General features: G+C 63.2%; 10 protein-coding genes and 1 pseudogene. 2 read left to right on the top strand and 9 right to left on the bottom strand.

Annotated features, from left to right (window positions below; translation table 11 throughout):
* Positions 1 to 38 precede the first annotated feature (38 nt).
* The 9 genes and pseudogenes from J3456_RS13300 to J3456_RS13260 all read right to left on the bottom strand — a co-directional run bounded on the left by J3456_RS13300 (position 39) and on the right by J3456_RS13260 (position 10,344).
* Positions 39 to 1,538, bottom strand: a complete 1,500-nt coding sequence (locus J3456_RS13300; protein WP_349580652.1) for a replicative DNA helicase — start codon at positions 1,536 to 1,538, stop codon at positions 39 to 41.
* A gap of 150 nt (positions 1,539 to 1,688) precedes the next feature.
* A complete protein-coding gene (locus J3456_RS13295; protein WP_132443518.1) occupies positions 1,689 to 2,366 on the bottom strand; it encodes an orotate phosphoribosyltransferase in 678 nt (225 codons plus the stop codon).
* Between the two features lie 55 nt (positions 2,367 to 2,421).
* Positions 2,422 to 3,453 (bottom strand): dihydroorotase, encoded by a 1,032-nt coding sequence (gene pyrC, locus J3456_RS13290; RefSeq protein WP_349580651.1) that lies wholly within the window; start codon positions 3,451 to 3,453, stop codon positions 2,422 to 2,424.
* Positions 3,454 to 3,499: 46 nt separating this feature from the next.
* Positions 3,500 to 4,459 (bottom strand): phosphoadenosine phosphosulfate reductase, encoded by a 960-nt coding sequence (locus J3456_RS13285; protein ID WP_349580650.1) that lies wholly within the window; start codon positions 4,457 to 4,459, stop codon positions 3,500 to 3,502.
* Positions 4,460 to 4,601: 142 nt separating this feature from the next.
* Positions 4,602 to 5,665: pseudogene (locus tag J3456_RS13280) on the bottom strand (glycosyltransferase family 2 protein).
* The gene (locus J3456_RS13275; protein ID WP_349580649.1) at positions 5,655 to 6,344 is read right to left on the bottom strand and encodes an FkbM family methyltransferase; all 690 of its coding nucleotides are present in this window, start codon (positions 6,342 to 6,344) and stop codon (positions 5,655 to 5,657) included. Before J3456_RS13275 ends, J3456_RS13280 begins: the two are co-directional and overlap by 11 nt.
* 3 nt (positions 6,345 to 6,347) lie before the next feature.
* Entirely contained in the window at positions 6,348 to 8,702 is a 2,355-nt protein-coding gene (locus tag J3456_RS13270; RefSeq protein ID WP_349580767.1) for a glycosyltransferase family 2 protein, read from the bottom strand.
* A complete protein-coding gene (locus J3456_RS13265; protein ID WP_349580648.1) occupies positions 8,702 to 9,328 on the bottom strand; it encodes a sulfotransferase in 627 nt (208 codons plus the stop codon). Before J3456_RS13265 ends, J3456_RS13270 begins: the two co-directional genes overlap by 1 nt.
* Entirely contained in the window at positions 9,325 to 10,344 is a 1,020-nt protein-coding gene (locus J3456_RS13260) for a glycosyltransferase family 2 protein (protein WP_349580647.1), read from the bottom strand. The genes J3456_RS13265 and J3456_RS13260 overlap by 4 nt, the downstream gene beginning before the upstream one ends.
* Before the next feature lie 185 nt (positions 10,345 to 10,529).
* Between J3456_RS13260 and J3456_RS13255 the strand changes: the two genes are divergently transcribed.
* On the top strand, positions 10,530 to 11,438 hold the full coding sequence (locus J3456_RS13255) for an AAA family ATPase (protein WP_067629100.1): 909 nt from the start codon (positions 10,530 to 10,532) through the stop codon (positions 11,436 to 11,438).
* 5 nt (positions 11,439 to 11,443) lie between these two features.
* Positions 11,444 to 12,703, top strand: a complete 1,260-nt coding sequence (locus J3456_RS13250) for a vWA domain-containing protein (protein WP_349580646.1) — start codon at positions 11,444 to 11,446, stop codon at positions 12,701 to 12,703.
* Positions 12,704 to 12,898: the final 195 nt, after the last annotated feature.

Below are 12,898 nucleotides of genomic sequence, written 5' to 3'. Positions count from 1 at the left end.
ACCGCCCGCAAAGAGCGGTGACCTTCAGCCGAGGAGGATCAAAATTCCTGTTCGTCGCCGCCACCCTGCTGCCAAGGCTGCACAAGGTTGCCAAAGCGGGTAAACCGGCCCTCAAAGCTGAGGTCCACCGTGCCGATCGGCCCGTGACGCTGCTTGCCGATGACTACCTCGGCGCGGCCGTGCAGGCGCTCCATCTCTTCTTGCCAGACCGCCATTTTATCGAGCTCATGATCGCCCGGTTTTTCGCGTTCTTTGTAGTATTCCTCGCGATACACGAACATCACCACATCGGCGTCCTGTTCGATCGAGCCCGATTCACGCAGGTCCGACAGCTGCGGGCGTTTATCGTCGCGGCTTTCCACCTGGCGTGACAGCTGCGACAGGGCGATCACCGGAATGTCGAGTTCCTTGGCGATGGCCTTGAGACCCATGGTGATTTCCGAGATTTCGTTCACCCGGTTTTCCGACTTGCCCGTGCCGCGGACCAGCTGCAGGTAGTCGATGATCAGCACATCAAGCCCGTGGGTCCGTTTGAGCCGCCGCGCGCGGGCGGCAAGCTGGCTGATCGGCAGGGCGGGCGTGTCGTCGATGAACAGCGGGCAGGCTTCCAGTGCTTTGGCGGCATCGACGAAGCGGCGGAACTCGGTCTCGGTCATGTCGCCCGAACGGATCTGTTGGCTGGGGATCTCGGCGGCTTCCGACAGGATCCGCGCGGCAAGCTGTTCGGCGCTCATCTCAAGGCTGTAGAAACCCACCACGCCACCGTCGACCGCGCCTTCGGTGCCATCGGGCTTCATCCCGCGTTTGTAGGCTTTGGCCACGTTGAAGGCGATGTTGGTCGCAAGCGAGGTTTTCCCCATCGACGGACGGCCCGCAAGGATCAGAAGGTCAGAGCGGTGCAGACCGCCCAGTTTCTTGTCCATGTCGATCAGCCCGGTGGAGACGCCCGAGAGCCCCCCGTCACGCTGGTAGGCGGCGTTGGCCACGTTGACCGCATCTGTCACGGCCTTGAGGAAGGACTGGAAGCCGCTTTCGACCTGACCCTGTTCGGCCAGCTTGTAGAGTTCCTGCTCCGCCTCGACGATCTGCTCGCGCGGCTCGGAGGCGACATCGACCTGCGCGGCCTTGGCCGAAATGTCGCGGCCCAGTTGGATCAGGTCGCGGCGCACGGCGAGGTCGTAGATCATCTGCGCATAGTCGCGCACGGCAAAGGCGCTGATCGCCGCACCCGCGAGACGGGCGAGATAGGCCGGGCCGCCTAGCTCTTTCAGCCCCTCGTCGTCCTCCATAAAGGCTTTGAGCGTGACCGGGGAGGCGAGGTTGTTCTTGGCGATCCGCTGTGCGGCGATGTCGAAGATGCGTGCGTGGACCGGCTCGTAGAAATGCTTGGGGCCGATGACAGAGGCCACGCGGTCATAAACGTCGTTGTTGGTGAGGATCGCGCCCAGCAACTGCTGCTCGGCCTCGATCGAATGCGGCATCGATTCCGGTGCCTGCACAGCCAATTGGTTCGCGTTCAGCGATGTAATTTCGTTCATGACCTCACCCATTTCTACCCAGATGGTCGTCATAGCCAGTGGGGTCGTCCGGCGCAAATTGTATCTTTTGTGGATATCTTTATCGACAAAAGGCCCCACCACATTTTGCCTTGTGGAGGGGCCTTGGGTCAACATCTTGCGGAAATTCGGTTAACTTTTGCGGGATTCCTGCCATTCGCGCGGTGCGTTCAGGAAGGCTTCGACTTCGGTCAGTGTGGCCGCGTCAAAGGCGCCTTGCGCGCGTGCTTCGGCCAAGACATCCCACCATGTGCACAGCGCATGAAGCGTAACGCCATGGTCACCAAGGGTCTTTTCGGTTTGTGGGAAAATGCCGTAGTGGAAGATCACGGCGGTATGGGCGCAGCTTGCACCGGTTTCCCGAATCGCATCGACAAAGCTGAGCTTTGAGCCACCATCCGTGGTCAGATCCTCGACCAGCAGCACACGCTGGCCTTCGGTCATGTCACCTTCGATCCGCGCGTTGCGGCCATAGCCTTTGGGCTTTTTGCGCACATAGGTCATCGGCAGCGCCATCCGCTCGGCGACCATGGCGGCGAAGGGGATGCCGGCCGTCTCGCCACCGGCGATATTGTCGAAAGCCTCAAACCCCGCGTTGCGCATCACGGTGACGGTGAGGAAGTCCATCAGCGTCGAACGGATGCGCGGGTGGGAGATCAGCTTGCGGCAGTCGATATAGGTCGGGGACGGCAGGCCCGAGGCCAGCGTGAAGGGTTCATCCGCGTTGAAATGCACCGCGCCGATCTCCAGCAACATGCGCGCGGTGAGGCGGGCCATTTCTTCGGGGCTGGGGTGGCTGGTGGGGATCATGGCAGGCGTCCTTGGCTGGGGAGAGGTCGGATCGGTATTTAAGAAAGGATGAAGATTAGGTGGTCCACTGCAGATCGAAGCCGGGGTCGAAGACCGTGACCGGGCCGTCGGGGGTGTCGACGCTGGTGGGGTGGGTCGGTGTTTCACGGCGCAGGGTAATGCGGGTCTCGTTTGGCGGCAGGCCATAGAAGGCGGGGCCGTTGAGCGAGGTGAAGGCTTCGAGGTTGTCGAGGGCGCCGTCCTCTTCGAAAACCTGTGCGAGGATTGACATTGTGTTGGGTGCGGTGAAGCAGCCCGCGCAGCCGCAGGGTTGCAGCTTCGCGCCATCGGTATGGGGCGCGCTGTCGGTGCCGAGGAAGAAGCGCGGATCCCCGGAGGTGGCCGCTTGGCGCAGGGCGAGGCGGTGGGTCTCGCGTTTGGCCACGGGCAGGCAGTAGTAATGCGGGCGGATGCCGCCAGCGAGGATGTGGTTGCGGTTGATCACGAGGTGGTGCGTGGTGATCGTGGCCGCAAGGCCGCTGTCGGCACTGCGCACGTAGTCGGCGGCATCGGCGGTGGTGATATGTTCCATGATCACGCGCAGCGCATGATGCGCGCGGCGAATTGGGTCGAGCACGCGGTCGATGAAGACGGCCTCACGGTCGAAGATGTCGATCTCGCTGTCGGTGACTTCGCCGTGGGTGCAGAGCGGCAGGCCGATCTCGGCCATGCGGTTGAGCACGGGGGCGACCTTGTCGAAGTTGGACACGCCGCTGGCGGAGTTGGTTGTGGCCCCGGCGGGGTAGAGTTTGACCGCGTGGATCAGGCCATCGGCATGGGCGCGGGCCACGTCGTCTGGGTCCGTGTCCTCGGTCAGGTAGAGGGTCATCAGCGGGGTGAAATCCGCGCCCTCGGGCAGGGCGGCCATGATGCGGTCGCGGTAGGCGGCGGCTTGGGCGCCGGTGACCACGGGGGGCACGAGATTGGGCATGATGATGGCGCGGGCAAAGTCGCGGGCGCTATGGGGCAGCACGGCGCGCAGCATGTCGCCGTCGCGCAGGTGCAGGTGCCAGTCGTCGGGACGGCGGATCGTGAGGCTTTGTGTCATGGGCGCGGGGCTAGCACAGAGCGGGGGCGCGCGCCAGATTGAAAACCTATCCGGCGGCGGTCGCCACCTTTGTCACGGCGGCCTCACGGCGGGCGCGAATGCGTTCAAGACGGCGGGCAAAGCGTGGGGCGCTCATTCGCGCGCTGACATTGGCGCAGACCGCTTCGAGCAGTCTCTCGCGGCCTTGGGCGTTTACCGCTTGGCTGAGGTTGCGCAGATAGGGCAGGTAGTCGCGTCGCGCGCGGTAGAGGGCGGCGAAACGGGACGCGTCCAGCGTGCCGTCGGCGGCGGATTGCAGCAGCGGGTCAAGCTGGTCGATCTCCAGCAGGTCAGTTTGCAGCGCATCGCCCATGAAAGGCATGCGCAGTTTGGTGACATTGGCGCGGGTAAAGAGCGCGGCATGCATCGCGTCGAGTTTTTCTCTCGGGTCGTAGAGCACAAAGACCCGTTCCGCGGCGTCGAGCATATCGGGCGCATAGCCATAGCGGGAAGTGAAATCGAGGATCCGCATATCGGTGAAACGGTCATCCCAATCGGTGATGCGCGGGTTCAGCGTGGCCTGCGGTTGGATCGCCACAACTGCTGAACCGGGAGAGGCGACAGAGTAGGCGGCGGCGGCATAGGCGCAGGGGCCAGCGCCGTAGAACAGCACCTGATCGAATTCGTCAAAGAACCCATCGTCGATCAGCCTGTCGAAATAGGCGTAGACCTCTTCGGCGCGGAACCAGGTGTCGCCATCGCTGGCAAGGCAGAGATGCGACCAGTCGTGATTGCGGACCATGTCCCAGCCCAAGGGCTGCGCCTTGTCGGAAAGGGCATGCATGCCTTGATAGGTCTCAAACGTGACCAGCAGGGTGGTCTCACGCTCAATGAAGGCAGAGAAATGGCGTTTGCCCAAGGATTGGAAATATCCATCCTCTTCGGCCACGGCCTCTATTGCGCGCAGCCAGTCGCGTTTGGGCATATCGGCCAGTGAGCTTTCGATCGTGGGCGTCTCGCGCGGCATCGGGCATCCTCGGGCTTGTCAGGGCGGGGCAGAACCGCCGTTTCAGGAGGGTATAGCCGGATATTAGGGCGAAAATGCGGAAAATCCGTGAGAAATTGAAGAGAATGTGACGGTTTTCCGGGGGCGGTATGGTGGCGGAGCGCTATTGGGAGGGCTCGGCGGCTTGGGCGCGCCTCGCATATTCCAGCATGATACGTGCCGCTTTGGCGGTGACCGGGCGGCTTGGCGGGCCATCAGCAGGCGTCCGAATAGGGCGCGGAATGGCTCTTGGGCCATTAGCGTGTCGAACCGGGTGCGGCGCCAAGCGACGGCCGTTTCGTGCAGGCCGGCGAGGGTTGCGTCGGCCTTGAGGGCGGCGAGTTCGCGGGCCCGCGCCGGGGCGCTGGCGCTGATGGTTGTGTCGGTCTCGGTGTTGAAATTCCGCTCAACCCAATAGTCCAGCCCCAGCATGTCTGCGCGGTGCACCGCGCGGCCGCGGTCGGCTTTGAGGACATAGGATTCCATCGCGCCCAAGGGGTAGTGATTGATCTGGGCCAGCCCATAGTTCTGCCGACCATAGGTTAAAAAGATGCGCCGCGTCTTGAAGAGATCGGGCAGGGCGCGGCCATGGCCGTCAAACCAGCGGGCTTGGTCCAGCCGCGCGGGGTTTGGGCCACGGGGGCGATGCACGCCCGGCTGCGCATAGGTGCCATCATTGCGGTAGAGGGTTTTGAACATGGCAGCCCGCCATGGCCAGTGCATCACCGCAGGGGCACAGCGGGTAAAGCCTTCGGTCACCGGGCGGTCTTCGTAGCGGACCTGATCGCCACTGCCGAAAAGCCGCCATGTAAGAGTGATCGCCGTGGCCTCGGGCAGGGCGGCGTGCAGCGCGGAGAGGCTGTGATCGCCGACATGGATGTTTACAAATTCATCGACATCAAGGGGCAGGATCCAATCGGCCTGCTGCACGATCTCCAGTTCGGCAGCGGCCTTCAGCGCGGTGAACTGAATGCCGCCTTTCTCATAGGGGCCGTCGTTGCGGATGTGGGTGACACCACCAAGGGCTTGGAGCCGGTCAAGCATGTTATCGGTGCCGTCGTCGCAATCGTTAGAAAAGACCAGCACATGATCGAACCCGATGGCGCGGTGATGGGCGAGCCACTCCAGCAAAAACGCGCCTTCGTTGCGCACACAAAGGATCGCGAGGTGGGAGACTTTACCACTCACGTCGGAAGGCCACGACTTTGTTATGCGAGCCGCGGTGGTAATAGGCCATGCCCGCCTGCATGAAGGCGGCAAAGACCTTATTGACCCCCTCGGGGCCGATCCATTGCGGATGCAACTCGATGATGGCGGCGCGCAGAGTGTCGAGCGGCAGCGCCGGGATCAGGTCAACTTCAGCGCCTTCAATGTCGCAGATCAGCACGCTGGGGGCGAGGTCGGCGAAAACCTCAGCGGCGCCCAGCACGTGGATTTGATGGGTCTCGGGCGGGGCTTCGCCTTCGAAACGGGTCATGGAGGAGGACAGGATCTGTTCGCGTACGTGAAAATCAACCTTGCCCGGCGCAGGGCCAAGGATGGCATTGGTGACATGGGCGTTGCTCAGCCCGTTGGCCGCATGGACCCGGCGGATATAGGGGATGAGGTTGGGGTTTGCCTCGAATGAATGAACCGAAGCCACTTTGCGTTTGCTGGCCACCAGCGTCGACATATAGCCCACGCCGCCGCCCAGTTCGATTACCCGGTCGCCCTCCCGGACGACGCGCAGCGCGGCCTCGCTTTCCTTTGCTTCATAGGCGTTTTGGCGCAGCAGTTTGCGGACCCGCCCGCGCAGGATCGTTGGATCGTCGGGGAATTTCATGCCGCGGGAGTGAATGAAATTCGGCTCAGGCTTGGTGTCTGTCACGGGTCAGCTTTCCATATCGAGAGCGAGAGCATAGGCGACACGCTCGGTCGCGGTTAACTTGACGTTAAGCGCTTGGCGGTAGAGATCGCGGAACTCTGGCGTTTGGTGCAGCTCTTCCGCTTTGGCGCGGTGCCAGGCAAGACCCGCTTCGTGATGCGCGCGAAGCGGGTCGTCGGCCAGCAGGCGGGCCATCTCGGCGTGCAGGCGCGGCAGGTTTCGCTGGATTGAGACATCTTGGTGGTCGTTCCAATCCATGCGGATCCAGTAGTTGATGCCGATGGAGCGGTCGACATGCAGCGCGCGCCCGCGCTGGCGTTTGACAAGAAAGGAGTCGGCTGAGCGCAGAGCGTAGTGGTTCAGTTGCAGCAGGTCATAGCCGATGTTGCTTTTGGAAGACCGCCACCCGTTGCGCAGCGCATCGCACGTCATGTCGCGGCCCGAGCCGTTGACCCATTTGATCCGTTGCGCCTGCGCGTCGTCCAACTTGTTGGGCCGGTGGCAGGAGAGTTTTTCATAGGCGCCGATGTTGCGGAACATCGTCTTGAACCCCCATGCGGTATGGGGTTTCGGGCAAAAGCTGGGGGCGCAGTGGTCGAACTGGCCGATCACCGGCGCATCGGACAGGGCCGTCACGCCGTTATGGCCAAAGAGCCGCCAAGTCATCGCGATATTGGTCGCCTCGGGCGCGGCGGCGAAAAAATCGTTGAGCGTGCCGTTGCCGGTGCGGATGTTGACGAATTCGTCAACATCGATATGCGCGATCCATTCCGCGTCCCGGACCAGCGGCTCTTTCAGCGCTTGGTTCAGGGCATGCTGCTGGGGCGAATTGCCCTTCCAGTCGTCGTTGTTGCGGTGTTGCAGGATGCCCATGTCTTGCAACCGCCCGAGCACGGCATCGGTGCCATCGGTGCAATCATTGGTGTAGATCAGGAAGTTATCGAAGCCCACGGCGCGGTGATAGGCGACCCATTCAAGGATATAGGGGGCCTCGTTCTTCATGCAGCCGACGATGACATTGCCGCTGTTGCCGGGCGGCAATTGGCGCGGCGGCACGGGGTTATAGGCGGGCGCGGGCTGGTCTTCGCACTCGGGTGCCGTGTCGTTATGCGGGCGGAAGGGGCTGCGAAGGATCGTTTCGTGGTTGACCTTCACCCGGTTCAAAAGCTGGGCCTTGGTCGCGCGGGCGTCTTCTGAGGCGGCGGGGTCCGATAGCATCGCCTCGAATTTCGCGGCCGACTGGCGCGCCATCTCAGCCTCTGCGCGTTTCTGCGCCAGTGGGGTCGCGGTTGTTCGGATGCGGTGGGCGAAAGCGGCGAGGTACTGCGTAGCGCGAAAGCCGTGTTCGGGGTCTGCTTCCGTCCAAATGGGTTCTGGCCTGTCGGGGGTGAGCGCCGCAGCCAGCGTTGGATATCGGGTGATGAGGGCAGCGTTGTCGCTGGCGAAATGGTCAGAGATCGGGGCGAGACTGCCGGGCGCGATCGCTGCGCCACCGATCTGCAGCGCCTGCAACATCTGGCTCCATGTGCTGCGCGGGCAGGAGAGGTCATGCGCTTGCAGATAGCGGATCAGCACATCGTTAAACGCGCGCATTCGGGCCAGCCAAGGCGCGGGCAGAGGGGCAAGCGCGCGGCCCGGATCAACCGGACCGAGGGGCGTGGTCAGGTCAAGGCTATCGGAAACTTCCCGCGCCCCGTGTTTGGACAGGAGTTCCGGCAGGTCGAGCGGGCGGAATTGGACCTTTTCGGCCCCAAAGGCGTCCGCCCAATGACCGTGAAGTGTCTGATAATCCAGCCAGAAGGGAGGGTTTTGCACATCTGAGAATAGGCCGAAGTCGGGGGCCTCCTCAGCAGGTTCATGCGCGCCTTGCCACCACTTGCCACGCTCCGCCAAGGCGAGTTCTTGGGTCAGCGACTGGCGGCGGCCTTCGGTCACGGCAAAGGTATAATGCGCGGTCAGAAGTCGGGCCTGTTCATCAAGATGCGCGATAATGCGGATGTCGTCGAAATAGGGGCAGAGCAGATCGCGCAGGCGGGCAAGCTCCTCGGGGCGCGACAGCAGGTTGCCCAGCTGTGCCGCGCTAAGCACCACGTGATCGGCGCGGCTCTCGGCCAAATCACGAGGGATCAGCGCGTGAAATTCATCACGCAGCGTGGCGCCGATCAAAGCACTGTCGAGCCCGCGTCGATAGCGCAGCAGTCCAACCGCATCAGGCGCGGCGCAGGCGGCATAGAGGCGGACGTGGTTCCAATCGGGGGCCAAAACCCCCTGTTCCAACAGCGCGCCCTTTTGCTGCTGCAAGATATTGCGCAGTCGCGCGGCGGCTTTTTCGGTCGGGCCGATGAACAGGGTGAGGCGCATCACTCGGCCACCTCTTTGCCGGTGTTGCTTTGGCCCCACCATGGCAGGTCGATACCGAGGTAGGCGGCGATCTTGTCGCGGGCCACGGGGTCTTCGATGTCGAATTCCAGAAAATTGGCGCAGCCAGCAAAAACCCGGCGGCAAAAGGTGAAATGCCCCTCGACCCATTTGGCAAGCTCGGCCTCGCTGCGGCCAAAGCCGCGGGGCAGGCCCGGCACGTCGGCCTGTGGCAGGCGGCGGCGGCCCAGATTGTTCCAACGCATCATGCTGTTCGCCGTTTTTGCCGGATCACGGTACGACAGCAGGAACTTGATGTCGGGGTGATGTTGCTGAATGGCGCTCAGCAGCCCCCAATCGGTCTGCGGCCAAAGGCTGCGGTCATGGCGCACGGCGCTCATCTCATTGATCACGTCGAATTCTTGCAGCCGCGCCAGCGGGTCGCCGCTGGCAAAATAATCGGCATAGATGATCCGACCGACATGCTCGCCGGTAATGTCAGGCAGGGCGCTTTGCCCTTTGCGGATGCGCCAATCGGCGACCTTGAGCCCCGCGTGGCGCAGCGCATCGGTGAGCGTGGTGGTGCCGGTCTTGGGCAGGCCGAGGTTGATGATCCGTGGCCCGGTCATTTCAGGCCAATCTCGGCCCGGACCTGCGCTTCGGCGGCGGAGTAGGGGCTGGCCTCGCGCAGTTGCGCCTGCATCGCGCGGTAGGCCGGATCGGCCAGCAGGGCATCGCGGCGGGCGCGGTGCGCGGCCACGGCATTCGCATGAAGTTCAGCGATGCCGGGCAGCGCTTTGAGGCGGTCCATCTCGGTGCGCAGGGCAGGCAGGTAACGCTGGATCGAGCGATCCTCCCAAGCGGCATCATTGCGGTCGCGCCAATAGGTATCGTCAAAGACGCGGTGCTCGCGGTTCACGTCACCCCGATCATTCTTGACCAAATAGCTGTCGAGCGAGCGCAGCGCGTAGTGGTTCAGGGTTGCAAAGCGTCGCGCGCCGCGGGCAGGAAAGGCACGGATGCGGCGTTTGTTGGCGGCAGTCCGAAACGGCGCGGGCACCTGCCTGCCTGCGCCGTCCGTCCAATTGGGTTGAACTTTGCTGTCATCATGAAAGGGGCGGTGCGCGCCGTAATAGCCCAAAGGAAAATCTTGCCGGATCAAGGATTTAACCTCAATCGCCATATCGGCGCACCAGATGTCGGGGTTATGGCTGCGGGTGAATTGCGCGATAATCGGTTCATCGACGAAATCCTCGATCCCGCCATTGGCGAAAAACTGGAAATGCAGCGAGATTGCCTGCGGATCGCCGCAGGCTGTGATCAGCGCGGGCAAGCGGTGGTCGCCCACATGGATGTTTAAAAACTCGTCCACATCCGCGACCCAGACCCAATCGGCCTGCGTGACGACGGGTTGGCGCCGGGCATCCTTCAGCGCCTGCATCTGGTAGTTTCGATTACTGGCCGGGTTGGGCAGATGGGTGACGATACCATGCCCGTCAAGCGCATCGAGCAGGCGGTCGGTCCCATCGGTGCAATCATTTGAATAGAATAGGAAATTCGTGACCCCGATCACCCGATTGAAGGCAATCCATTCCAGCAGAAACGGGCCTTCGTTCTTGACGCAGGTGACAGCGGTGATGCGCATGTCAGACCCCGCCGCGCCGGATCGCGATGAAAATGCTCTGTCCCATATCCGCCCCTGTGGCCCCGTTGTTCCCGGTGACCGTCGATTATTGCTTAAGACTATGCCAGCGCGGGGAAATCACGTCAATCTGCCCGCGCCCTGTCAGACCCCTTGACGGGGCGGGGCGGGAATGCACCACTGGGGCCATGAAAAACATTGATACGATCGACGCGGTCCAAGAGATGCTAAGCGCTGAGGGCTATGTTTGCGACCGCGCGCTTGGGGTTGTGGTTTTCCTCAGCCTTACGCTGGGGCGGCCTTTGTTTCTGGAAGGCGAGGCGGGCGTCGGCAAGACCGAGATCGCCAAGGCGCTGGCCGCCGGGTTGGGGCGGCGGTTGATCCGGTTGCAATGCTATGAGGGGCTTGATGCGTCGAGCGCGGTTTATGAATGGAACTTTCCCGCCCAGATGGTCGCGATCCGCACGGCGGAGGCGGGTGGCGGCGCGGATCGGCGCGCGCTGACCCAAGAGTTGTTCAGCGACGATTACCTGATCGAACGCCCGCTTTTGCAGGCGCTGCGCCCCGATGAGAACGGCGCGCCGGTGCTGCTCATCGACGAGTTGGACCGCACCGACGCGCCTTTTGAGGCGTTTTTGTTAGAAGCGCTGAGTGATTTTCAGGTGACGATCCCCGAGCTTGGCACGATCCGTGCGCCGGAGCCGCCGATCGTGATCCTGACCTCCAACCGCACGCGAGAGGTGCATGACGCGCTGAAGCGGCGGTGCCTTTACCATTGGGTCGACTACCCGGATGTGGCGCGTGAGATGGCGATCCTTTCGGCGCGCGCGCCCGAAGCCGCAGAGGCGCTTAGCCGCGAGGTGGTGGCTTTTGTTCAGCAATTGCGTACCGAGGATCTGTTCAAAAAACCCGGCGTGGCAGAGACAATCGATTGGGCGAAATGTTTGCTGGCCTTGGATGTGACGACCCTAAGCCCCGAGGTTATCGCCGACACATTGGGGGCGGTGCTGAAATACCAAGACGACATCGCCAAGCTGCAAGGGTCCGAGGCCGCGCGCATTCTCGAACAGGCCCGGGCGTCGTTGGTGCCCGCCTAAGCAGGATGGTTGAGCAGCCCCCCCTCGACCTGCCGGACGACCCGAAGCTGGCGGGGAATATCACCCATTTCGCCCGCGCCCTGCGGCGGGCGGGGCTGTCCATCGGGCCGGGGCGCGTGGTGGAGGCGGTGGAGGCGGTCGCCGCCGTGGGGTTTACCAGCCGCCGTGATTTCTATTGGACGCTGCACGCTTGTTTCGTGAACCGCCCCGAACAGGCGCGGGTGTTTGCGCAGATATTCCGGCTTTATTGGCGCGATCCGCGCTATCTGGAACATATGATGGCCGCGATGCTGCCCGCCATCCGCGGTGTGCAAGAGGACCGCCCCGCAACCCCGGCAGAGAAACGCGCGGCGGAGGCTCTGTTGGACGGGGCCGAAGCGCCGGAACGGGAAGAGCAGCCCGAGCCGGAAGAGACCCTCATTGAAGTGGATGCGAGCCTCACGATGTCGGCGCGCGAGCGGCTCCGAACGCTGGATTTCGAACAGATGACCCTTGCCGAGATGGCGCAGGCGAAACGCATGTTGGCCAAGCTGGAACTCCCGGTGCCGCCGATGCCGAGCCGCCGGAACGTGGCGGCGGCGCGGGGGCGGATTGACGTGGCACGCACGATGAAAGCAGCGCTGCGGCGCGGGGGGGAGATGGAACGCCTCTACCGGATGACGCCGCGCGCGCGCTATCCAAACCTTGTGGTGCTCTGTGATATCTCAGGCTCGATGAGCCAATACAGTCGGGTGATCCTGCATTTCCTGCACGCGGTGGCCAACCGCAAGGGCGCGGGCTGGGCACAGGTGCATGGGTTCACCTTTGGTACACGGCTGACCAATATCACCCGGCATCTTGCGACCCGCGATGTGGATGCGGCGCTGGCAGCGGCGGGCGCGCAGGCGCAGGATTGGGAGGGGGGCACGCGCATCGGGGCCGCGCTGGCGGCGTTCAACCGCGATTGGTCGCGGCGGGTCATGGGACAGGGCGCGGTGGTCTTGCTGATCACCGACGGGCTGGACCGGGACGATCCGGCGGAACTGGCCCGTCAGATGCAGCGGCTGCAATTGACCGCGCGGCGGGTGATCTGGCTAAATCCGCTTTTGAGGTGGGACGGGTTTGCGCCCAAAGCGGCGGGTATTCGCGCGATGCTGCCCCATGTCGATAGTTTTCGCGCAGGGCATTCGATTGCGTCGTTGGAGGCCTTGGCCGAGGCGATCTCGCGCCCCGATGATCCGGGTGAAAAGGCGCGGATGTTGGCGGGGTTGAACGCCAGAGGCTAGGCGCGAGGCCGAGGGAGACGGCTGCGGGTCTCTCCAAAACCAGAAGGTTTCAGAGCCACCCTTGATTGATCCCGGCCTGTCACCCGCCTGTCGTCGGCTCAAGCGAAATAGCCGTATCCCCTGAAGGGGCCCCTCGACGATTTAGCTTGCCCCGCCGCCCTGCGCGCGACCGTTTGGTCTCAAGCAAGGGCGGCT

The sequence above is a fragment of the Sulfitobacter sp. NFXS29 genome (genome assembly GCF_040148765.1).
In the GTDB taxonomy this organism is placed as follows: domain Bacteria; phylum Pseudomonadota; class Alphaproteobacteria; order Rhodobacterales; family Rhodobacteraceae; genus Sulfitobacter.
This window is presented reverse-complemented; position numbering and strand designations above follow the sequence as displayed.